15 protein-coding genes are annotated in these 23521 nt (G+C 72.2%); 5 read left to right on the forward strand and 10 right to left on the reverse strand.

What is annotated here, in order from left to right; all coding sequences use genetic code 11:
- Positions 1-50 precede the first annotated feature (50 nt).
- From ITJ55_RS14805 to ITJ55_RS14815, 3 genes are all read right to left on the reverse strand, one after another.
- Positions 51-977: a carbohydrate ABC transporter permease gene (locus ITJ55_RS14805; RefSeq protein ID WP_194596095.1), complete on the reverse strand. Its 927-nt coding sequence runs from the start codon at positions 975-977 to the stop codon at positions 51-53.
- Positions 974-2062, reverse strand: a complete 1089-nt coding sequence (locus ITJ55_RS14810) for a carbohydrate ABC transporter permease (RefSeq protein ID WP_194596096.1) — start codon at positions 2060-2062, stop codon at positions 974-976. Before ITJ55_RS14810 ends, ITJ55_RS14805 begins: the two co-directional genes overlap by 4 nt.
- A gap of 92 nt (positions 2063-2154) precedes the next feature.
- Positions 2155-3408, reverse strand: coding sequence for an extracellular solute-binding protein (locus ITJ55_RS14815; RefSeq protein WP_194596097.1), 1254 nt, complete (start codon positions 3406-3408; stop codon positions 2155-2157).
- Between the two features lie 232 nt (positions 3409-3640).
- Between ITJ55_RS14815 and ITJ55_RS14820 the strand changes: the two genes are divergently transcribed.
- On the forward strand, positions 3641-4639 hold the full coding sequence (locus ITJ55_RS14820; protein ID WP_194596098.1) for a LacI family DNA-binding transcriptional regulator: 999 nt from the start codon (positions 3641-3643) through the stop codon (positions 4637-4639).
- Between the two features lie 17 nt (positions 4640-4656).
- Here ITJ55_RS14820 and ITJ55_RS14825 read toward each other — a convergent pair whose 3' ends face one another.
- Together ITJ55_RS14825 and ITJ55_RS14830 are read right to left on the reverse strand one after the other, a co-directional pair.
- Entirely contained in the window at positions 4657-6951 is a 2295-nt protein-coding gene (locus ITJ55_RS14825) for an APC family permease (protein WP_370544192.1), read from the reverse strand.
- A 135-nt stretch (positions 6952-7086) separates the two neighbouring features.
- Complete coding sequence (locus ITJ55_RS14830) at positions 7087-7713, reverse strand: YitT family protein (protein WP_194596099.1); 627 nt, start codon at positions 7711-7713, stop codon at positions 7087-7089.
- A gap of 61 nt (positions 7714-7774) precedes the next feature.
- On the opposite strand from ITJ55_RS14830, the gene ITJ55_RS14835 reads away from it, so the two are divergent.
- From ITJ55_RS14835 to ITJ55_RS14845, 3 genes are all read left to right on the forward strand, one after another.
- Positions 7775-9214: a PLP-dependent aminotransferase family protein gene (locus tag ITJ55_RS14835; RefSeq protein WP_194596100.1), complete on the forward strand. Its 1440-nt coding sequence runs from the start codon at positions 7775-7777 to the stop codon at positions 9212-9214.
- Positions 9215-9399: 185 nt separating this feature from the next.
- Complete coding sequence (locus ITJ55_RS14840) at positions 9400-12594, forward strand: efflux RND transporter permease subunit (protein ID WP_194596101.1); 3195 nt, start codon at positions 9400-9402, stop codon at positions 12592-12594.
- Between the two features lie 343 nt (positions 12595-12937).
- Positions 12938-15094: a DEAD/DEAH box helicase gene (locus ITJ55_RS14845; RefSeq protein ID WP_194596102.1), complete on the forward strand. Its 2157-nt coding sequence runs from the start codon at positions 12938-12940 to the stop codon at positions 15092-15094.
- Positions 15095-15365: 271 nt separating this feature from the next.
- Here the strand turns inward: ITJ55_RS14845 and ITJ55_RS14850 are convergent, their stop codons facing one another.
- From ITJ55_RS14850 to ITJ55_RS14870, 5 genes are all read right to left on the reverse strand, one after another.
- A complete protein-coding gene (locus ITJ55_RS14850; protein WP_194596103.1) occupies positions 15366-15872 on the reverse strand; it encodes a DinB family protein in 507 nt (168 codons plus the stop codon).
- Positions 15873-16145: 273 nt separating this feature from the next.
- Positions 16146-16664, reverse strand: coding sequence for a MarR family winged helix-turn-helix transcriptional regulator (locus ITJ55_RS14855; RefSeq protein ID WP_194596104.1), 519 nt, complete (start codon positions 16662-16664; stop codon positions 16146-16148).
- Positions 16665-16769: 105 nt separating this feature from the next.
- Positions 16770-19232, reverse strand: coding sequence for a GNAT family N-acetyltransferase (locus ITJ55_RS14860; protein ID WP_194596105.1), 2463 nt, complete (start codon positions 19230-19232; stop codon positions 16770-16772).
- Complete coding sequence (locus ITJ55_RS14865) at positions 19229-20785, reverse strand: lysine N(6)-hydroxylase/L-ornithine N(5)-oxygenase family protein (RefSeq protein WP_194596106.1); 1557 nt, start codon at positions 20783-20785, stop codon at positions 19229-19231. The genes ITJ55_RS14860 and ITJ55_RS14865 overlap by 4 nt, the downstream gene beginning before the upstream one ends.
- Positions 20782-22356: a pyridoxal-dependent decarboxylase gene (locus ITJ55_RS14870; protein ID WP_194596107.1), complete on the reverse strand. Its 1575-nt coding sequence runs from the start codon at positions 22354-22356 to the stop codon at positions 20782-20784. Before ITJ55_RS14870 ends, ITJ55_RS14865 begins: the two co-directional genes overlap by 4 nt.
- Before the next feature lie 160 nt (positions 22357-22516).
- Here ITJ55_RS14870 and ITJ55_RS14875 point away from each other — a divergent pair, with 160 nt between their 5' ends.
- Positions 22517-23449 (forward strand): siderophore-interacting protein, encoded by a 933-nt coding sequence (locus ITJ55_RS14875; RefSeq protein WP_194596108.1) that lies wholly within the window; start codon positions 22517-22519, stop codon positions 23447-23449.
- Positions 23450-23521 lie beyond the last annotated feature (72 nt).

Consider the following 23521-nt stretch of genomic DNA (forward strand, 5'->3'; position numbering starts at 1 on the left):
GCTCCGGGTGGCGGGCGTGGGGTGCGACGGGGTGGGGGTCGCGGTGCGGGTCACTCTTTGACGGCCCCGGCGCTGGCGTTCATGATGCGGCGCTGGAACACGAAGAAGACGATCGCGACCGGGATGGTCATCACCGCGGCGGCCGCGAGCTTGATCGGGTACTGCGACCCCTGGCTCAGCTGCCCCGAGGCGAGGCTCGCGACGCCCTTGGTCAGGGTGGTCAGCTCGGGCGACTGGGTCGACACGATGAAGTGCGAGAGTTCGTTCCACGACCCCTGGAACGACAGGATGATGATCGTCACGAGCGCGGGCCGGGCCATCGGCAGCACGATCGACCAGAAGACCCGGAAGGTGCCGGCGCCGTCGATGCGGGCCTGCTCTTCGACGCTGCGGGGGATCGACTCGAAGAAGTTCTTCATGATGAAGACCCCGGCGGCGTCGGTCAGCAGCGGCACGATCATGCCCGAGTACGAGTCGTACATGCCGAGCTGGTTGATGACCAGGAACTTCGGGATCAGCAGCACGACCGTCGGCACCGCCATCACGCCGATCAGCAGTACGAAGATGACGTTGCGCCCGCGGAACTGCAGCCGCGCGAGGGCGTAGCCGGCCAGCGAGTTGAAGAACACCCGCCCGAGCGTCACCACGATCGTCACGATCGCCGAGTTCTGGAACCAGGTCGGGAAGTCGCTGTTGAGGAACAGCTGGCGGTAGGCGGCGACCGTCGGCGTGATCGGGATCAACGCCAGCGGGTCGGAGGCCGCCTCGGGGTCGGTCTTGAACGACGTCGCCACGTTGATGAGGAACGGCAGGATGTAGATCGCCGCGATGACGATCAGCACGGCGTAGAGCACCGAGGTGCCGGCGATGCGTCGCGTGCTGCGGGGCTCTCGGCCGACGGGTCGCGGCGAGGCCGGGGGAGGCGCGACCGGCGAGGAGGGGTTCGCCCGGTCGGCGATCGGTGCGGTCGTGGTCATCGCTCGACTCCTGTCGTGTAGAGCCGGGTGCGTCTCTTCGACACGGCCCGTTCGCGCAGCACGATGCGCTGCAGGATCGTCAACGCGACGATGATGACGAACAGCACGAAGGCGATGGCCGCGCCGCGGCCCCACTCTTGTTCGCCGAACGCCGAGGTGTACGAGAGGTAGGCGGGCGTCAACGTGGTCTTCTGCGGGCCACCCTGGGTGCCGGTGTAGATCTGGTCGAAGACCTGCCAGGTGCCGATGAGGCCGAGGGTGAGCACGGTGAAGAGCGTCGGTCGCAGTTGCGGCAGCGTGATGCGCCAGAAGCGCTGCCAGCCGCTCGCGCCGTCCATCATCGCGGCCTCTTGCACGTCGCCGCCGAGGTTTTGCAGGGCCGCCAGGAAGAGCAGCATGAACGTGCCGCTGGTGGTGAAGACGGCCATCAGGATGAACGCGGACATCGCGACCGACGGCCCGGCCAGCCAGTCCCACCAGCTGACGCCGAGGGCGGTGTGGTCGGCCAGCAGGGCCGGGGGCTGCGTGACGCCGATGACGGCGAGCAGGTTGTGCAGCACGCCGCTGGCGTCGTTGAACCACGCGGGCCCGGTGATGCCGACGAACGAGAGCAGCTTGTTCACCGCGCCGCTCTGCGAGAACAGGAACAGCCACAGGACGGTGATGGCGACCGAGCTGGTCACCGACGGGAAGTAGAACGCGGTGCGGAAGAACCCGCGGCCGCGCAGCACCTGGCGGTTCACCAGCACGGCGAGCAGCAGGGCCACCGCGGTCTGGATCGGCACGACGAGGATCACGTACCAGGCGTTGTTGCGCAGGCTCAGGCCGAAGTCGCGCTCGGCCAGGCTGCCGCCGCCGAGCAGGTCTCGGTAGTTCTGCGCCCCGACGAAGCCGACGCCGGCCGCGAAGGGGGAGCCCCGCCCGGTCCAGTCCGAGACGCTGACCCAGAGGGCCATCAGCACGGGCACGGCCAGGAAGAGGCCGAGGACGATCAGCACGGGCGAGACGAACAACCAGCCCGAGAGGCTCTCGCCGCGCGAGACGGCGCTGCGCCGGCGGGGGGCCTTGGTCGAGATCGCGGTCATGGGGACTGCCTTTCGTGCGCTGTCTCTTTCGTGCGCTGTCTCGGTCGGGGAGCGCGAGGCACCGCGCCGGGGGAGGCGCGGTGCCCCGAGGGCTACTGGAGGATCGCTTCGAAGTTCTTCTGCGCGGACTCGAGGATCGTCTTCGGGTCGCCGTCCTTCAGACCGGAGAGCTGCGAGTTGAAGTCGCTGATCACGGCGGCGGAGCCGTCCTGCGTGGGCGTGCCCTGGGCGAACTCGACCGAGTCGAGGAACGCGGCCTGGTCGGGGTTGTCGGACTTCCAGGTGTCGGCGGCCGACTGGATCGAGGGCATGACGCCGAACGCGTCGGCGAAGGCGAGCTGCTGGTCGGTGCTCGTCAGCTGCTCGACGAGGTCGACGGCGGCCTGCTGGTTGGGGCTGTCGGCGGCGATGCCCCAGCAGTTGGTGAACTGCAACGTGCCCTGGCCGCCGGGGCCGGCGGGCAGCTCGGCCACCTGGTACGACACGTCGGGGTAGTCGTTGGTGAGTGCGCCGGTGATCCAGTTGCCCTCGATGGTCATCGCCGCCTTGCCCGTGCCGAAGGCCTCGCCACCCCAGCCCGCGCCGAGGTCGCTCGAGAACGCGGCGTCGCCGCTGGTCAGCAGGTCTTTCACGTAGGTCAGCGCCTCGACGTTCTCGGACGAGTCGAGCGTCGCCTCGGTGCCGTCGGCGTTGGTCACCGCGCCGCCGGCCTGCGCCATGAACGCGCCCACCCGGGCGTACTCGGGGCTGAAGGCCAGGCCCACGTGGTCGGCCGTCGTGAGCTGCGCGGCGACCGCCTTCAGCGAGTCCCAGTCGGTCGGGACGTCGGCGTCGGTCAGGCCGGCCGCGGCCCACATGTCGGTGTTGATGATCAGGCCGAGGGTCGAGAAGTCCTTCGGCGCGCAGTAGAACTGGTCGTCGAGCGTGAAGCTGTCGACGAGGGTCGGGAAGAAGTCGCCCTTGTTGGCGAGCTGGTCGCCGTAGGCCAGCAGGCTGCCGTTGCCGGCGAAGCCGGCGAGCGTGTCGGTCGACACGTAGAACACGTCGGCCGGCTTGCCCGAGGCGAAGCCCTGGCTGAGCTGCTGCGGCAGGTCGGAGGCCACGCTGACCTCGGCGCCGGTGCCCGAGTCGTCGGACCAGCTCGCGACGGCGTCGGTGACGGCCTTCGTCTCGGCGTCGCCGCTCGAGCCGATCAGCACCGTCAGCGAGTCGTCGCTGCTGGTGAGGGCGCCGTCGCTCGCGGCGCCCGACCCCTCGCTGAAACCGGAGCCGCAGGCCGTGAGGCCCAGGGCGGTGATGGTCGTGAGGGCGGCTGCTGCCGCCAGGCGGGTCGTGCGTCGTCGCATGGTGGGCCTCTCGTCGCGTCGTTGCGATGGTGCGGGTGCTGTGGTCGGGTCGGGGTGTGGTGCCGGGTGGAGCGGGGCGGACGATCTATTTGATCGATCAAATCCGTGAGGTCAGAGTAAGCAGGCCGCCCGGCGGGTGTCAAGACCAGGGTGCTGAGAGCCGCCGTGGGGCGCCCGAGGCCTGGGGTAACGTGACCGGAGGCCGCCGACCGGCGCCGGGGCGGAGGGCGAGATGACTCGGGTGCCCGCGCCGCGCCTCCCGACCGTCAGCGACGTCGCCTCGGTCGCCGGGGTGTCTCGGCAGACCGTCTCGAACGTGCTCAACGCGCCCGACATCGTGCGCCCCGACACGCGGGGTCGCGTCGAGCGGGCCATCGCCGACCTCGGCTACCGCCCGCACGCGTCGGCGAGGCGACTGCGCACCCGCAAGAGCTCGACCATCGGCATCCGGCTCGACCCCGTGCAGAACGGCATCTCGGGCGCGGTGCTCGACCGCTTCCTGCACGCCGTCACCGAGCAGGCCGACGCCCGCGACCACCGCATCCTGCTGTACACCGCGGCCGGGCCCGACGACGAGATCGCGCAGTTCCGCCGCCTGCTCGACGGCGCCGACGTCGACGGCTTCGTGCTCACCTCGACCTTCTTCGACGACCCGCGCACCGAATGGCTCATCGACGCCGGTGCCGACTTCGTCACCTTCGGCCGGCCCTGGGGGCTCGACGACATGGGCGACCCGCAGCACCGCTGGGTCGACGTCGACGGCCGGGCCGGAGTGGCCTCGGCGACCGACGACCTGCTGGCGCGCGGCGCGACCCACGTGGCCTTCCTCGGCTGGCCCGAGGGGTCGGGTGCCGGGGACGACAGGAGGCGCGGGTGGCGTGACGCCCTCGGGTCGCGGGGCGCGCTCGACCCGGCCTCGATCGACGCGCTCGACCTGGCCGTCGAGGACTCGGTGCCCCTCGCCTCGGCCGCCGTGCGCGCGGCGCTCGCCGCGGGAGTCACGGTGGACGCCGTGGTGTGCGCCAGCGACACCCTCGCGCTCGGGGCGTCGGTCGTGCTCGGCTCGACGGTGCCGGTCGTGGGCTACGACGACACCCCGGTCGCCTCGGCACTCGGGCTGTCGAGCGTCGAGCAGCCGCTCGTCGAGGTCGCGGGGGCCGTGCTGTCGCTGCTGCTCGACGACAGCGAGCCGCGGCACCGGCTGCTGCGGCCGCACACGATCTGGCGCTGAGGCGCCCCGAGGTGCGGCTACTTCTTCTTGCGGGGGGCGGTGCCGGTCGAGTTGCGGGCGGCCGAGCGGGCCTTCCGGGCGGCGGCACCGCCTCCGCGGTTGCCCTTGGCCGAACCGGGGGCACGCGGCGTCTGCTTCGGCCCGGGCTTCGAGCCGGCCGTGCCGGCGGCGCCGCCCTGACCGGGCTGGGCGTCCAGGCCACGCTGCACCGCGCCTCCTTCGACCGCCGCGCCGGCACGGCCCTCTTGGCCGGCGTCGGCACCCAGGGCGCCACCGGCGGCGCCCGACCGGCGACCGGCCGGCTCGAGCACGCGGCGGGGGACCGGACGGGGGCGGATCGGCTCGCCGCGACGGTCCTGGCCGGGGATCGGCCGTGACCTGCGGCCGTAGAGCACCTCGGACGAGTCGAGCAGCCACGGCACGAGCGAGATGGTGACGCCGTGCACGAGCATCAACTTCTGGCGGATGCGGCGGCTCTTGTGGTTGTGCAGTGCGGCCTCCCACCAGTGGCCGACGATGTAGATGGGCGTGTAGACGGTCACGACCTCGCTGCCGTGTTCTTCGCGGTGCGCCTTGATGTACTTGATCAACGGCATGCTGATGTCGCGGTACGGCGAGGCGACGATGCGCAGCGGCACGTCGATGTCTTGTTCGGCCCACTGCCGTTGCAGCAACGCCGTGGCCTCGTCGTCGATGCCGACGTGGATCGCCTCGAGCGACTCGTGACGCGCGGCGATGGCGTAGTCGAGGGCCTTGAGCACGGGCTTCTGCATCGTGCCGACCAGCACGATCGCGTGGTCGCCGTGCGAGCCGAACTGCGTCGTGGCGTCGGGCTCGATCTCGACCAGCACGTCGCGGTAGTAGCGGTTCACGCCGAGCATCAGCACGAACAGGATCGGCATGATGACGAACACCAGCCAGGCGCCGTGCGTGAACTTGGTCACCGTCACGACGATCAGCACCGACGCCGTCAACAGGGCGCCGAACGCGTTGATGCCGCGGGCACGGTAGACGGCGCCGCGGTCGGCGCAGCCCTCGCGCAGCATGCGGGTCCAGTGCACGACCATGCCGGTCTGCCCGAGCGTGAACGACACGAAGACGCCGATGATGTACAGCTGGATCAGGCCCGTCACGCTGGCCTGGTACACGAGCAGGATGGCGCAGGCCACGAGGGCCAGCACGATGACGCCGTTCGAGTAGATCAGCCGGTCGCCGCGCGTGTTGAGCGCCTTCGGGGCGTACTGGTCGCGGGCCAGGATCGAACCGAGCAACGGGAACCCGTTGAACGCCGTGTTCGCCGCGAGCAGCAGCACGGCCGCCGTGCAGGCCTGGATCACGTAGAACGGGATGCCGAACAGGGCGCCGCCGAAGACCGCGCTGGCGATCTGGGCGATGAGGCTGCGCTGCGGCGTGGTGGCGCAGTCGACGAAGCCCTGCAGGTCGCAGGCGTCCTCGGCGTAGTGCACCTTCGCGATGAGGGCCACCGCGACCAGGCCGGCGAACAGCACGATGGCGATGCTGCCCATCAGCACGAGCGTCTTCTGGGCGTTCTGCACCTTGGGGCGACGGAACGCCGGCACGCCGTTGGCGATCGCCTCGACCCCGGTCAGGGCCGAGCAGCCGCTCGAGAACGCACGCAGCAGCAACAGGACGAAGGCGGCCTGCGTGAGCTGGTCGGCCTGCACCGTGTAGTCGGCGCTCTCGGCGACGGGCGGGTCGCCGAGCGCCGTGCGGACGAGGGCGATGACGATCATGACGAAGACGCTCGACACGAAGAGGTAGGTCGGCACGGCGAAGGCCTTGCTCGACTCGCGCACGCCCCGCAGGTTCACGGCCGCCAGCAGGACGACGAAGAAGATCGCGAGCTCGACGCGCACCGGCGCCAGCTCGGGCACGGCCGAGATGATGTTGTCGACGCCCGAGGCGACCGACACCGCCACCGTCATGACGTAGTCGACCAGCAGCGCCGAGGCGACCACGAGGCCGGCCTTCTCGCCGAGGTTCTTGTGGGCGACCTCGTAGTCGCCGCCGCCCGACGGGTACGCCTTGATCAGCTGACGGTACGAGGCCACGACGACGAGCAGCAGCACGACGACGGCCACGGCGACCCAGGGGGCCAGCGTGAGGAACCCGAGCCCGCCGATCAGCAAGATCATGAGCAGCTCTTGCGGGGCGTAGGCCACCGAGCTGAGCGGGTCGCTCGCGAAGATCGGCAGCGCGAGGTGCTTCGGCAGCAGCTGCCCCTCGAGCTTCTCCGAGGGGAGGGGTTCACCGATCAGCCAGCGCTTCGGCGACCGGGTGTCGTTGGTCACGAGCGGCGACTCTACTCCCGTGCGAGGGGCTGTCAACTTCGCTCGCGGGCGGTTTATTCCCGGTCAGGGAGGGTTCGTCCGAACTGGTTCGTACTGCCCAGGGCCCGGGGCGCGTCGGCGACGGCGGGGCGCCGCTCAGGCGGACGAGGAGGCGCGGGCCGGGGCGACCACGGAGGTCGCCACCCGGCGCCGTGCGAACAGCGGCAGGGTGACCGCGACGAGCGGCCCGATCAACAGGGCCTCGGCCGCCGTGCCGATGCCGACCTGGCCGCCGAGCAGCCAGCCTGCCGCGAGCACCGTGACCTCGATCACGGTGCGAGCGACGCCCACCCGCCAGCCGAGCCGGGCGTGAAGCCCGAGCATGAGGCCGTCGCGCGGCCCCGGCCCGAAGTCGGCGCCGATGTAGAGGCCGCTGGCGACCGCGAGCAGCAGCAGGCCGCCGGCGAAGGTCAGGCCCTGCGCCCACCACTCGGTCTGCTGGGGCAGCAGGTGCAGGCCCAGGTCGGCGACCGGGCCGATCATCAGTGTGTTCGCGAGCGTCCCGAAGCGCGGCCGCTGGCGCAGGGGGATCCAGAGCAGCAGGACGACGAGGCTCGTGACGAACGTGACGGTGCCGAACGAGAGGCCCGTGCGCTGCGAGAGGCCCTGCGACAGGACGTCCCACGGGGCGACGCCGATGCCGGCCCGCACCATCAGGGCGATCGCGAAGCCGTAGGCGATCAGGCCGACGAACAGCTGGAGCAGGCGGCGGGAGAAGAGCATGCGTCGATCCAATCGCCCGACTGGCCTGGTGACAAGAGGCCAATCGGCCTAGGGTGGCCGCGTGACCAACCTCGACCACGGTGCCACCACCGTCTCGTCGCGGGCGTTGAACGCCCTGCTCGACTCGTGGCGCGCCTCCTCGGCTCCGGGTTACCTGGCGCTCGCCGACCGCATCCGGCTGCTCGTGCTCGACGGCCGGCTGCCGGTCGGCACGCGCCTGCCGTCCGAGCGCGACCTCTGCGCCCACCTCGGGGTCAGCCGCACGACTGTGGCCTCGGCCTACGCCGCCCTGCGCGACTCGGGGCACGTCGACAGCGTGCGGGGCAGCGGCAGCGTCGTCCGCCTGCCGGCGCGCGCCTCGGTGCCGCGCCCGACGACCACCGAGGGCCTGCTCGACCTGACCAAGGCGGCGTTGCCCGCGGTGGACGGCATCGCCGAGGCGGCCCAGCGTGCGGCGGGGCGGCTCGGCGCCTACCTCGACGACTCGGGCTACGACCCGATCGGGCGGCCGGTGCTGCGCGAGGCGATCGCCGAGCGGTACCGACGCCGCGGGCTCGCGACGACCGCCGACCAGATCGTCGTCACCCTCGGGGCGCAGCACGCCATCGCGCTGCTCGCCCGCGTGCTCGTCTCACGCGGCGACCGTGCCGTGGTCGAGGCGCCCGGCTACCCGCATGCGTTCGAGGCCCTGCGCGGGGCCGGGGCACGGCTCGTGCCCGTCAGCGTGACCGTCGACGACGGGTGGGACGAGGCGTCGTTGATGCAGGCCCTGCGCCGGACCAGCCCGCCGGTGGCGTACCTCATGCCCGACTTCCACAACCCGACGGGGGCGACCATGCCCGCCGAGCAGCGCGTGCGCGTCCTCGAGGCGGCCGCCGCCGAGGGCACGGTGGTGATCGCGGACGAGACGATGGCCGAGATGGCGATCGACGACCGTCGGGGTGCCCCCCTGCCGATGGCGGCGTACGGCCGGGCGGTCTCGATCGGATCGGTGGGCAAGTCGCTCTGGGGTGGACTGCGCATCGGCTGGATCCGTGCCGAACGCCCGCTCGTCGACCGACTCGTGCGCGCCCGCTCGGCCGGAGACCTCGGCACGCCCGTGCTCGAGCAGCTCGTCGTCGCCGAGTTGCTGGGCGACTTCGACCGAGTGCTGGAGGCGCGGGCCGGCCACCTGAGACGAGGTCGCGACCGCGTCGTCCGAGGCCTGCGCGAGCAGTTCCCGTCGTGGCAGGTGCCGTCGCCCGCCGGTGGGCTCACCACCTGGGTCGGGCTCGGCGCACCGGTCAGCTCGCAGCTCACCCTGGCCGCTCGCGGCGAGGGCCTGCTGCTCGCCGCCGGTCCGGTCTTCGGCGTCGACGGGGCCTTCGAGCGGTTCGTACGCGTGCCGTTCTCGTACGCCGACAGCGACACCGACCGCGCGCTCGCCGCCCTGCGCGCCGCGTGGGACGGCATCGACGGCGTGCAGGCGCCGGCCTCGCCGCTGCTGGCCGAGGTGGTCTGAGGGGCGCGACCCGCGCCTCCTCGGCCCTGCGGGGCATCGGCTCGTCCCCACCCGGGCGAGCTGTCGTCGTCCTGCACGGCGTGCAAGAAGCCGCCGCGAGTTCCCAGAGAGGCTGGTGACAATGGAGGTGCGGTGGACGTCGTCCGCCGCCTCCTCCCTCGCTCTCCCCTCACCACCGGAGCACCGTGCACCTGCTGTCCGTCTTCAGCCTGCGCAACCGCGCGCTGATCGCCCTCGTCACCATCGTCGTCGCCGTCTTCGGCGGCATCGCCCTGACCTCGCTCAAGCAAGAGCTCGCGCCGAACGTGCAGTTCCCGCAGATCGCGATCGTCAGCTCGTACCCGGGCGCCACGCCCGAGGTCGTCAACGAGGACGTCTCGACGCCGATCGAGCAGGCCGTCCAGATCATCCCCGGGCTCGAGGGCACCTCGGCGACGTCGAGCACCTCGCAGAGCACGGTCTCGGCCGAGTTCACCTACGGCACCGACCTCGACTCGGCCGAGCAGAAGATCCAGTCGGCCATCAACCGCCTGACGCTGCCCGACTCCGTCGACACCCAGGTGGTCACCGGCAGCCTGGCCGACCTGCCGGTCATCCAGATCGCCGTGACGGGCTACGACTCGGCGAACTCGCAGGCGCTCGTCGACCGCCTGACGAACGTCACCGTGCCCGACCTGCAGAAGCTCGACGGCGTCCGCGAGGCCTCGATCTACGGCGACGCCGGTCAGCGCGTCACCATCTCGCCCGACCAGACGGCCCTCGCCGAGAGAGGGTTGACGACCGCCGCCTTCCAGGACGCCCTCGACGCCAACGGCACCCTGATCCCCGGCGGCACCATCACGCAAGACGGCAAGACGCTGTCGATCCAGGCGGGTCAGCGACTCACCAGCGTCGACGAGATCCGTGCCCTGCCGCTGCTCGACGCCACCTCGGCCACCACGATCGGCGACGTCGCCGACGTGCAGCTGACCGGCGCACCCGTCACGTCCATCAGCCGCGTCGACGGGCAGGACGCCCTGACGGTCGCCATCACCAAGACCCTCGACGCCAACACCGTCGACGTCTCGCAGACCGTCCGCGACGCGATCCCGAGCCTCGCCTCCGACCTGGGCGACGGGGTCGAGCTGACCGTCGTGTTCGACCAGGCGCCGTTCATCCAGCAGTCGATCGACTCGCTCGCCGAAGAGGGGCTGCTCGGTCTGGTCTTCGCCGTGGTCGTCATCTTGATCTTCCTGCTGTCGATCCGCTCGACGATCGTCACGGCCATCAGCATCCCGACGAGCGTACTCATCACGTTCATCGGCCTGCAGGCGGCCGACTACACGCTGAACATCCTGACCCTCGGCGCCCTGACCATCGCCATCGGCCGGGTGGTCGACGACTCGATCGTCGTCATCGAGAACATCAAGCGGCACCTCACGGCGGGCGTCGACCGGCTCGCGGCCATCACGGTGGGCGTGCGCGAGGTCGCGGGCGCCATCACGGCGTCGACGGTCACCACCGTCGTGGTCTTCCTGCCGCTGGCGTTCGTCGGCAACATCACCGGCGAGCTGTTCCGGCCCTTCGCCCTCACGGTCACGATCGCACTCGTCGCGTCGCTCTTCGTCGCGCTGACCATCGTGCCGGTGCTGGCGTACTGGTTCCTCCGGGCGCCGAAGGCCCACAAGCACGCTCCGGGCGCCGAGGCCGCGGCCGTCGAGGGCGCGACGGTCGAGTCACTGACGACCCGCGCCTCCGACCCGTCCGACGCCCGGCCGCTCGACCGCCTGCGTCGCGCGTACGTCCCGGTGCTGCGGGGCACCCTGAAGCGGCCGGTCGTGACGATCCTCGTCGCGCTGCTCGTGCTCGTGGGCACGGGTGCCGTCATCCCGTTCATGAAGACGAACTTCCTCGGGGCGAGCGGCCAGAACACGTTCACCGTCACCCAGACCCTGCCGCCGGCGTCGAGCCTGCAGACCCAGTCCGACGCGGCCGACCGGGTCGAGCAGGTGCTCGACGGCGTCGAGGGCATCGAGACGGTGCAGCTGACCATCGGGTCGAGCGGCACGTCGATCGCGAGCTTCTTGGGCGGGTCGGGCGACAGCACCGTCACGTACTCGATCACCACCGACGAGAGCGCCGACCAGGACGCCCTGCAGGCCGACGTGCGGTCTCAGTTGGCCGACGTGTCGGACGCCGGCGAGATCGAGGTGTCGGCCTCGAGCGGCTTCGGCACGAGCAACGACATCACCGTCGACGTCACGGCCCCCGACCCCGACAGCCTGCAGACCGCGACGGACGCCGTGCTGACGAAGGTGCAGGGTCTGCCCGGCACCGCCGAGGCGAGCTCGAACCTGCAGGCGGCCCAGCCCATCATCGGCGTGCAGGTCGACCGCTCGGCCGCCGCGGCACTCGGCTACAGCGAGGTCGCCGTGGGTGGCATCGTGTCGCAGGCGCTCCAGCCCTTCCGGGTGGGGTCGCTCGAGATCGACGACAGCTCGGTCGACGTCTACACCGTCGACCCGACCCCGCCGACGACCATCGACGAGTTGAAGGCCCTCGAGCTGCCGAGCCCGACCGGGCCGGTGCGGCTCGACTCCATCGCCACCGTCGAGCAGACGACGGGGCCGACCTCGGTCACGACGACCGACGCCGTGCGCTCGGCGACCGTGACGATCACGCCCTCGACCGACGACCTGTCGGCCGCCGGCACCGAGGTCTCGGACGCGGTCGCGGCCGTCGACCTGCCCGACGGCACCGACGCGACGATCGGAGGGGCGACGGCCGACCAGGCCAACGCCTTCTCGCAGCTCTTCCTCGCGGTGCTCATCGCCATCCTGATCGTCTACATCGTGATGGTGGCGACGTTCCGCAGCCTGATCCAGCCCATCCTGCTGCTGGTGTCGATCCCGTTCGCGGCGACCGGGGCGATCCTGTTGCAACTGGCCTCGGGCGTCCCCCTCGGCGTCGCGTCGCTGATCGGCGTGCTCATGCTGGTCGGCATCGTGGTGACGAACGCGATCGTGTTGATCGACCTCGTGAACCAGTACCGCGAGAAGGGCCTGCGGGTGCGCGAGGCCCTGCTCGAGGGGGCGTCGCGACGGTTGCGGCCGATCCTCATGACGGCGGCGGCCACGATCTTCGCCCTCACCCCGATGGCGCTCGGCGTCACCGGTCACGGCGGCTTCATCTCGCAGCCGCTGGCGATCGTCGTGATCGGCGGGCTCGTGTCGTCGACGGTGCTGACCCTCGTCGTGCTGCCGGTCATCTACTACCTGTACGAGCGCATCGGCGAACGCCGGGCCGATCGGCGGGCTGCCGAGGCCGAGGCCGGCGCGGCTGCCGAGGCCGAAGTGGGCGCGGGTGAGGCGGGGGCCGAGGCCGGGGTCGCCCGGGGCTGATCGGGGCTGACCGGGGTCGACCTGCTCGTGTCGGGTCCGGTCGGCCGCCGAGGTGGCTGGCCGGTCGGGTCCGGTGGGCCGAGGAGGCGGGGCTTCCGGTTCGGGGGAGGCTCGGGTATCGTAGGTGGGTCGGCTCAAGACACCGCGCCTGTGGCGCGAGCACATCGGCACCCGCGGGTGCCGATCATGCACAGCTTTGAACAGCACGAGGGTTTGTAAGTCTTGTGGGCCGGATTCCCGTCGAGTCACGACGGGATGAATTCACGATTGTGAACGGTCCTGGTCAACGGCTGCCCGGGTATTTCTTCGCGTCATCTCTGACAAGCCCGGAAAGAACTCCTCCATGTCTCCTTACGACAACTCCCGCCCGCGCACCGACCGCACCGGCGGCGCGCCCAAGGCCGGCTCGAAGAGCCCCAAGCACCGCGGCCACCGCGCCGACGAGGTCGGGGCCGCAGCCCCCAAGAAGCGCTGGGACGCGAGCGAGCGCGCCGAGCGCGGACGCCGCGAGTTCGGCACCCGCGACGGCGGCGGCAACCGTGCCCCCGGCGCCGCCCGCTCGGACGACCGCCGCCCCAACTGGGAGCCCCGCGAGAAGTCGGCCGGCGGAAACCGCTTCGGCAACCGCGACTTCGACGGCCGCAACGGCGAGCGTGGCCGCGACGGCGGGCGTGACGCCGCGCCGCGCTTCGGTCGCGACGGTGGTCGCGAGGCCGCTCGCGGCTACGGCCGTGACGGCGGGCGTGACGCCGCCCGTGGCTCCGACCGCGGGCCCCGCTCGTGGGACCGTTCCGACCGCCCCGCCCGCGACGATCGCGCTACCCGCAGCTACGACCGTGGCGACCGTCCTGCCCGTGACGACCGTTCGCGTGACGACCGCGCCCCGCGTTCGTACGGTGACCGTCCCGAGCGCGGTGGCCGCGCCTCCGGCGGGTACGACCGCGACGCCCGTCCGGCGCGCAGCTTCGACCGCGACGCCCGCCCGGCGCGCAGCTTCGACCGCAGCGACCGCCCGGCCCGCGACGACCGCTCGCGTGACGATCGCGCGCAGCGTTCGTACGGTGACCTTCCTGAGCGCGGTGGCCGCGCCTCCGGTGGTTTCGACCGCAGCGACCGACCTGGCCGTGACGATCGCGCGCCCCGCAGCTTCGACCGCAACGACCGCTCTGACCGCAACGACCGTCCGGCACGCGTCGGGGACCGGTCGAGCGACTTCTACCCGAAGCGCGACGCGGCCACGCACTACTCGCCCGAGGACGACGTCAAGCTCGAGAAGCTCAAGGCCGAGGTCGTCACCGCGGCCGACGTCGAGGGCGTGAGCTTCGGCGACCTGGGCCTCGGCGACAACATCGAGCGCCAGCTGGCCTCGATGGGCGCCGCCGCACCGTTCGCCATCCAGGCGGCGACGATCCCCGACGTGCTCGCCGGTCGCGACGTGCTCGGCCGCGGCCGGACGGGCTCGGGCAAGACGATCGCCTTCGGCGCCCCGCTGGTCGAGAAGCTGATGGAGAACAACGGTGCGAAGAACCGCAAGATGGGCCGCAAGCCCCGCGCGCTGATCCTCGCCCCGACCCGCGAGCTCGCGATGCAGATCGACCGCACCGTGCAGCCCATCGCCCGCTCGGTCGGCCTGTTCACCACGCAGGTCTACGGCGGCGTGCCGCAGCAGCGCCAGGTCGGTGCGCTCAACCGCGGCGTCGACATCGTGATCGGCACCCCCGGTCGCATCGAGGACCTCATCGACCAGGGGCGACTCGACCTCAGCGAGGTCGTCGTGACCGTGCTCGACGAGGCCGACCACATGTGCGACCTCGGGTTCCTCGAGCCGGTGCAGCGCATCATCCGCGAGACCGCGACGGTCCGCCCCGACGGTGCCCGCGCCCAGAAGCTGCTGTTCAGCGCGACGCTCGACAAGGGCGTCGCCAAGCTCGTCGACGAGTTCTTGGTCGACCCGGCCGTGCACGAGGTCGCCGGCGAGGACCAGGCCAGCGCCACGATCGACCACCGCGTGCTGCTGATCGAGCAGCGCGACAAGACGGCCGTCATCGAGCAGCTCGCGTCGGGCAGCGGCAAGACCCTCGTCTTCGCCCGCACCCGTGCCTTCGCCGAGCAGCTCGCCGACCAGCTCGAGGACGCCGGCATCCGGTCGACGAGCCTGCACGGCGACCTGAACCAGGCCCGCCGCACGCGCAACCTGCAGCTGCTCACGAGCGGCAAGGTCAACGTGCTCGTGGCGACCGACGTCGCCGCCCGCGGCATCCACGTCGACGACATCGAGCTCGTCGTCCAGGCCGACATGCCCGACGAGTACAAGACCTACATGCACCGCTCGGGCCGCACCGGCCGCGCGGGCAAGGAGGGCACCGTCGTCACGCTCATCACGCGCCAGCGCCGCCGCCGCATGGAGGAGCTGCTCGACCGCGCCGAGATCGACGCCGAGATGATCGAGGCCCGCTCGGGCGACCGGCTGATCGACGAGCTCGCGGGCGTGCAGGCGTAGCGAGCGCTCCTCGGGGCGCGAACCGCGCCTCCTGGTCTCGAACCCCGTGTCGAACGGTGAACCCCGCATCTCGGGGGTTCGTCGTTCGGAACGGGGTTCTTCGTCGTGCGGCCGCCGTGCGAGGCGGGAGGCGCGGTGCCGGCCTACATGATCACACGACACCGCCGAGTGGACATCACGCCGCGTCATGCCTGGGTGTCGTGTCCACTCGGTGGTGCCGCGGTATCGCCGCTCGGGGTGTTGCGGCCGGCGGCACGCGGCCGGGCGGCGGCTAGCGGCGGTCGAGCAGGCCGCGCACGTACGCGGCCTGGCCGAGGTGCTGGACGCAGTCGTTCAGGATGCTGACGAGGCGGGCGCCGGCGGTGACCGGAGGGTCCCACGCGTCGTCGACCACGTCGTCGTACGAGGCGCCGTCGAGGTCGTCGAGGTAGGCCCGCGTCCGCAGGGTGACGGCCTCGAGGTAGCCCACGAGCAGTTCGGCGTCGACCCGCACCGCGGCCACGTCGGCCGGCGACATGCCGTAGCCCATCTCGGCCGGCGAGAACGGCAGGGCGAACGACTCGGCCCAGCCGTCGGCGGTCCAGACCTGGTCGGACGCGGCGAGGTCGGCGATCTGGACGTCCTGCCCGCGGGCGGTGTGCCAGACGAGCCACGCGATCGTGTTCGCCTCGTCGTCGGGGCGCCAGGCGAGGTCGTCGACCGAGAGGTCGGCGACCGCCCGCACGGCGACGGCAGGGAGGCGCGAGAAGGCTTCGACGAGGACGTCCGAGGGGGTCATCGGCCCACCCTACGACCGGCCGCGCGCGCCGGGCCCGCGGCCAGGCCCGGACCCGCGGCCGACGTCGTCGCGTTCCGGTCGGGGCCGGGTCGGCGCTGGGGCCGGCGCCGGGGTCGCGGTCGCGGTCGCGCTCGCACCGCGGTCGCACCACGCTCGCGTCGTCGAACCGCCGTCCCGGGTGGTTCGTTGACGCGACGGTGGTGCGACCCTGCGTCCGAGGCTCGTGCGGGCTCGCGACGGTGGTGCGACCCTGCGTCCGAGGCTCGTGCGGGCTCAGCCCGCGGCGGCGTCGCCCGCGACGGCCTCGCCGTCCGCGGCCGTGCGCGTCAGCGAGTCGCCGATGGCCCGCATCGCCACGGCCAGGAAGTCGAGGTGGTTCGGGTCGACCGCGTCGCGGAACGCGCGACGGTAGAACTCGTCGATCTGGTCGATGGCCTCGCGCCCGGCCGGGGCGAGTTCGAGCAGCACGCTGCGTCGGTCGGAGGGGTGCGGCTGCCGGGTGATGTACCCGCCGCCCTCGAGCCGGTCGACGAGGCTCGTGGTCGCTCCGGTCGACAGTTCGAGGAATTCGGCCGCCCGCTTCGGCGTCGTGTCGTGGTCGTTCGCGATGAAGGTCAGGCAGCGGAGGTCGGTCGTGCCCATGCCGAAGAAGTCGGCGACGAGCTTCTGCACGCGGTCGCCCTGCTGTTGCAACGACCGGTAGGCCTCGAGCACCAGCGTCACGTCGAGCTTGCCCTCGTCGTCGAGGGGCGGCGCGGAGCCGGCGGGCGGCTGGGGCGAGACGTCGGACATGGCGTCCTCCTGCTGGCGACGGAGGCGGACGAGCGCGTGGAGGCGCGACTCGCGAACCCGGGAGCCCACAGGTTACCTCGCCGGGTGAGTTGTTCGAGTTTCGAATCACCGCGCTGGACCGGTCCGCGCGATCGGGTTCGCGAGCGTCCCCGCGTAGATGAGCGACGACGACTGGGCCGCGAGGTCGACCATCTGCCGGGTGTCACGCAGCTGCAGCCGGTTCAGGCACGAGTGGTCGAAGCGCGCCGCCCGCAGGTCGACCGACCCCGGCAGGTCGGGGTGCTCGTCGGCGTGCCGGTCGACGCACTCGGCCACGAGCGCCCAGAACCGGTCGGCGGGCAACACGCCGTCGTCGTCGAGGATCGCCGCCAGGTGACGCAACACCCCGTCGAACACGTCGGTGAAGACCGCCAGCGCCTTCTCGCGGTCGTCGACCGGGTGGACGGTCCGGCGCACGGCCTCGGGCACGTCGCGTGGGGCGACGACGACGATCTCCTCGCCGATGTCCTTCATGAACGCCGCTGTCGGCACGCAGCCCTCGAGCACGAGGATGACGTTCTCGCCGTGCGGCATGAACGCCAGGTCGTGCGCCCGCAGGCAGTGCACGACCGGCCGCAGGTAGGCGTGCAGGTACGACCGCAACCACGTCTCGGCCGACGCCCCCGAGGCCATCACGAGCGCCGAGGCCAGCGCGTCGCCCGCGTGGTCCCGGTGCAGCAGTGCCGCCATCGTGGCCAGTCGCTCGCCCGGTCCGACCAGCGGCACCGGGCTCTCGCGCCAGAGCGCGGCGATCATCTTGCGGTGCGGGGACGACGTCGCCGTGCGGTGGTACGCGTCACCGGTGTAGCCCACGGAGGCGCGCTCCCTCAGGACCCGGAACCGCGCCTCCCGCAGGGTCGCGTCGGTGCGCACGAGGTCGTGCACCCAGTCGTTGATCGCGGGCGTCGGCTTCATGTAGGCCGGCGAGAGACCGCGGACGAAGCCCATGTTCTGGATCGCCAGCGCCGTCTTGACGTAGTGCCGGTCGGGACGGCTGCGGTTCGCGAAGGTGCGGATCGACTGCTGCGCCTGGTACGTGTCGTCGCCCTCGCCGAGCAGCACGAGGTCGCGCCGCGCGACGTCCGGTGCGAACGAGATCGCGACGCGGTGCTGCCACTGCCACGGGTGGACGGGCAGGTAGTGGAACCCGGCCGGGTCGAGGCCCTTCGCCTCGAGGGTCGCGTCGAACCGGGCGACGGTCTCGGGGCCCAGCTCGGCCCGTCGCAGCGACCGCTCGTCGAGCCCGGCCCCGAGCGCCAGATGCGTCACCGACCGACGGGCCGCCAGCCAGACCAGCCGGACGGGCGCCGCCGCCTCGGGGGCGAAGGCGTGGAACTCGTCGAGTCCGAGACCGATGCGCCCGGCGTTCGCGACGAAGCCCGGGTGCCCCTCGGTCATCGCGGCCTCGACGGTCTGGAAGTCCGCGGTGGTCAACTGCTCGGCGGTCGGACCGCCTCGATGACGCTTGTAGGCGGCGCTCGCGAGGGTCGACGAGACCTCTTCGAGGTAGGTGGCGAGGAGCGACTCGGGGATGTCGAGCAGGTCGTCGAGCTCGACGATCAGCGCGAGGGCGTCGAGGGGCTCGGCCCGGCCGTCGATCGTGCGCGTGACGCTCGCCTCGTCGACCGCCCAGTGCTCGAGGGCGTGCCGACGGGCGGCGAAGCGGTACTCGACGCGGTGGCCGTCGTGGTCGAGCGCGACCCGCCAGGGTGCGGCGGCGGTCGGGGCGGCCCCGTCTGGCGCGGTTCCGCCGGGCGCGGGTGCGGGCGCGGGCGCGGGCACGTGCGCGGGCGCGGGGGCGGTGTCGGCCACCGGCGCGATCAGCCGCTCGTGGGAGAACTCGCCCAGCGCCTTGGCGACGAGGTGCCGGTGCGCCCACTCCATCGGCGCGGGGGAGAGGTGCGAGGCCGCGCGATCGTGCCGGGTCAGCACCGACAGCCGGGCGGTCTTGTCGGGCAACTCGACCTCGCCCTGGGCCCGGAACCCCACCTCGTCGTTCTTCGCCGCGACGCGACCGTTGGCCACGTCGGGCTCGACGACGATGCGCCGGGCCTGCTCGACCTCGAAGACGAAGTCGACGACGCTCGCCATCACGGCACTGGTCAGACCGTGCACCCGCTGCCCCCGCGGAGGGGCGACGAGCAGGTGCATGCCCACGTCGCCCGGCTCGGCGTCGTGCACCTCGGTCAGCAGCACCTCGGCCGGGTCGTACGTCTCGACGAAGAAGGTCGGCTCGTCGTCGACCCGGCCGAGCCAGGCCTGCTGGTGCGGGTCCGCCTCGATCGCGGCCAGGTAGGCGCGCACCTCGTCGGTGCTGAGCCCGCCCATCTGCCACGCAGCGGACGCGGGGTGGGCCAGCCAGCGCCGCAGGCACACGGCGTAGGGGTCGGCGGCGAACGGCTCGATCGTGACCAGCCCGCAGGAGGCGCGGCGCGAGAACGCCACGGCCGTCGCCCCACCGGGGTCCCCTGGGACGGGCGGGGCTTCGGGACGGGCTGCGGGCGCCTCGGTGTCGTGGGTGGTGCTCATCGGGTGACCCGCGCCTCCTCGGTCGGTGTCGGTTCGGGCGGGCGGCCGCCGGGCCGGACCCGACCGCCGTCCGGGTGCGGGGCGTGCAATTCGCGACCCTCGCGGGGTGACACGCGGCTCACTTCCGCTCCGGAGGAGTCCTGCGCGTCGGGCTTGTCGCGAATTGCACAGCCGGGGGCAGGAGCGGGGCCGGGGTCAGGGGCAGGCGCGGGGGAGGGAGTGGGCCGGCCGAACGTCTGGAACGCGATCCGGCGCTCGATCGGGTAGGACTCGCGGCCGGTGATCGAGGCGATGATGCTCGAGTTCCGCCAGGCGCCGAAGCCGAGGTCGGGGGCGGTGAGGCCGTGGGTGTGCTCCTCGGCGTTCTGGACGAAGAGTCGCCCCCGACCGCCGTCGATCGAGTAGTCCCGCGCCACGGCCAGGCGGCCGAGGTCGTCACGGTCGACGCGGTCGCCGAGCGCGTCGAGGAAGGACGGCACCCGGGCGACGTATCCCGTCGCGACGACGAGTGCGTCCGTGCGGCGGGTGGCCGTGGTCCCGAGCTGCGCGTGCCGGACCGTCAGCTCGATCTGCTCGTCGGCGTCGACCCACCGGGCGTCGACGAGCTCGGTCTCGGTCAGCAGCGTCGAGTCGACCGGCCCGTCGACGCTCAACCGGTAGAGCGTGTCGTACACGTCGTCGACGAGTTCGCCGCTGATGCCCTTGTAGAGGCTGCGCTGCTCACGGCCCAAGCGGTCGCGGGTCTGGCGCGGCAGCGAATGGAAGTGGTCGGTGTACTCGGGGCTGGTCAGCTCGAGCGTGAGCTTGGTGTACTCCATGGGGAAGAACCGGGGTGACCTGGTGATCCAGTCGAGCCGGTGCCCGGGACGGTCGCCCACTCGGGTCGTGTCGAGCAGGTCGCGGTAGATCTCGGCCGCCGACTGCCCGCTGCCGACGATCGTCACCGAGTCGGCGGCGCGCAGGCGGTCGCGGGCCGTCAAGTAGTCGGCGCTGTGCACGACCGGACCGTGGGAGCCGCCCCGGCCGGCGAGGTGCTGCAACGCCTCGGGGAGGCGCGGCTCGGTGCCCACCCCCAGCACGACGTGACGGGCGTGCCAGGTCTCGACGGCCCCGTCGGCGCCTCGTCGCGAGGTCAAGACGTACGTCCCGTCGGACTGCTCGTCGACGCTCATGACGCGGCGGCCCCATCGCAGGGTGTCGAGCTGGTCCACGACCCAGCGGCAGTAGGCGTCGTACTCCGCGCGGAGCGGGGAGAAGTCCTCGCGGATGTAGAACGGGTAGAGCCGTCCGATCGTCTTCAGCCAGTTCAGGAAGCTAAAGCGCGAGGTCGGGTCGGCCATCGTCACGAGGTCGGCCAGGAAGGGCACCTGGATCGTCGCGCCCTCGATCATCATGCCGGGGTGCCAGGCGAAGCCGTCGTTCTCGTCGAGGAACACCGCGTCGACGTCGTCGAGGGGGTCGGTCAGCGCGGCCAGCCCCAGGTTGAAGGGGCCGACGCCGACCCCGACCAGGTCGTACACGTGCTCGGCGGCGGGTGCGGTGGCGGCGGTCATCGTGCGGCCTCCGTCCCGGACGCGACGAGGGCGTCGGGCCTGTCGAGCGAAGCGCTCTCGAGCAGGGCCCACGAGGAGGCGCGGACCAGCTCGAGCACGCCCCTCACGTCGTCGAGACCCGCGTCGGGGTTGAGCAGCGTCAGCTTGAGGCACGGGCGCCCGTCGACCACGGTCTTCGCGACGACCGCCCTCCCGGACTCGAAGAGCACGCGTCGGACGAGCGGGACGAGCCGGTCGGCGGTGGCGTCGTCGACGCCGGCCGGCTGCCACCGGAACAGCGCCGTGCTGAGCTGCGTCTCGGCGAGCAGGACGAACTCGTCGTCCTCGCGCAGGAGGGCATGGGCCTCGGTCGCGAGGTCGACCACCCGGTCGACCAGCGCGCCGAGGCAGTCGGGGCCGAGGGCGCGCAGCGTCGCCCAGAGCTTGAGCGCGTCGAAGCGGCGGGTGGTCTGCAGCGACTTCGAGACCTGGTTCGGCTCGGGGTCGGAGAGCGGGTTGAGGTAGTCCGCGTGCCAGGCGACCGGGTCGAGGTCGTGCCCGTCGCGCACGATCACCGCGCTCGACGACACCGGCTGGAAGAACGTCTTGTGGAAGTCGACCGTCACCGAGCGGGCCCGCTCGATGCCGTCGAGCAGGTGCCGACGCGTCGGCGAGACGAGCAGGCCTCCGCCGTAGGCCGCGTCGACGTGCAGCCAGACGCCGGTGCGGTCGCAGACCTCGGCGATGCCCACGAGCGGGTCGAGGCAGCCACGGTCGGTCGTGCCGGCGGTCGCGACGACGGCGACCAGCACGTGACCGGCCTGCACGAGGGCGTCCAGGGTGACGGCGAGGGCATCGGTCAGCATCCGCCCGGCGTCGTCGGTGGGGACGGTCACGACGGCGTCCTCGCCGAGGCCGAGCAGGCGGGCCGACTTCTGCACGCTGAAGTGGCTCTCGGCGGTGGCGACCACGACCATGCGGCCGAGCAGGTCGTGCAGCGCCGTGGCGCGCGGGACGGGACGGTGACCGGGGGCGGCCGTGTTCCGCAGCCGCGCCTCCTCGTCCTCGGCGTCGGCGCGGGCGCGGGCCGTGGCGTGCTCGCGGGCGAGGAGCAGGGCGTGCAGGTTCGACTGTGTGCCACCCGAGGTGAAGACGCCGTCGCGGGTGGCCGGATCGAAGCCGATGCGCGCGGCGATCCAGTCGACCAGGCGACGCTCGATCAGGGTGCCGACGGCCGACTGGTCGTACGTGTCGACCGACGGGTTCACCGCGGCGAGCACGGCCTCGGCGGCGACGGCGGGCAGGGCGACCGGGCAGTTGAGGTGCGACTGGTAGGCGGGGTCGTGGAACCAGACGGCGTTCGCCGAGAACAGCTCGTCGACCTCGCGGAGCGCGTCGTCGGTCCCGGTGCCGGGGGCGTCGAGGTCGACGGCGTCGACGAGGTGCTGCAGGTGCGCACGGCTCTCGCCCGAGAAGGGTTGGCGCGTGGTCCGGAAGCGGTCGGCGACGCGGGCGACGGCGGCGCCGGTGAGGCGCTCGTACTCGTCGGCGGTCGCGGTGGTGAGCAATGCGGACGCGTGGCGTTCGGACACGGGTCTCCTTCGGATCGTGGTGGAGCGGTGGGGCACGGCGCGGTCTCGCGGTTTCGCGGGTCGTGCGGGTCGTGCGGGCGGCTGGACGCCGGCGTGCCCGTCGGGGGCGTGGTCGTCGGCGTCGGATGCGGTCGGCGATTCGTTAGGTTAGCCTTACCTTATGTCGACCCGCCGCCCGCCCGTCAAGCCCGCCGACCCCCGAGTGCACCGCCTCGAGGTGCTGCGCTCGGAACGCGTGTCACCGAGCTTCCAGCGCGTAACCGTCGTCGGCGACGACCTGCACGAGTTCGGCGACATGGGCTTCGACCAGTGGTTCCGGCTCTTCCTGCAGCTGCCCGGCAGTGAGTCGTTGAGGTTGCCGCGGGCCGCCACCTCGCTCTGGTACGCGCAGTACCTGGCGATCCCCGAGGCCGAGCGGCCGCACTGCGCGAACTACACGGTGCGAGAGTTCCGGCCGGCGAAGTCGGCCGCGAGTGCGGGTGCGGGTGCGGGTGCCGGGGCGGACGCCGCTGCCTCGGCGGGTGCCTCGCGCGCCGAGCTCGACATCGACTTCGTGCTGCACCGCGGCGAGTCCGGCGAACTCGAGGGAGGCGCGGCGATCTGGGCCAGCACCGCACGCCCCGGCGACGCCCTCGGCTTGCTCGACCAGGGCGTGCTGTTCAACGCCCCCGACGACGCGACCCAGATCTACCTCGTCGCCGACGAGACCGGGCTGCCGGGGACGGAAGGCATCGTGCGGTCGCTGCCCCGCGCCTCCGTGGGGTCGGTGATCCAGGAGGTGCCGACCCGGGCCGACGTGCGACCGCTCGACGCGCCCGACGGCGTCGAGGTGACGTGGGTCGTGCGGGACGAGCTCGACCCGGGTGCGTTCGCCGGCGACGCCGACGGCGCGGGCAGCGGCGCCGCCGTCGGCGCGGGCGTCGCGCCGGGGGAGGGGGCGCTCGCCGCGCTGCTGTCACGCTCGGCGGCCGACCCGCGGGCCTACGCCTACGTCGTGGGCGAGTCCGCGCTGGCGACCGGCGGTCGGCGGCACCTGCACGCGGCGGGGTTGCCGAAGAACCGCATCACGTTCTCGGGGTACTGGAAGCGCTGACGGCCCGTCCCGTCGGTGAGGTCGCACCACCGTCGCGTCGTGGAACCACCTTCCCGTGTGGTTCGACGACGC

Source organism: Frigoribacterium sp. VKM Ac-1396, from assembly GCF_015350895.1.
GTDB lineage: Bacteria > Actinomycetota > Actinomycetes > Actinomycetales > Microbacteriaceae > Frigoribacterium.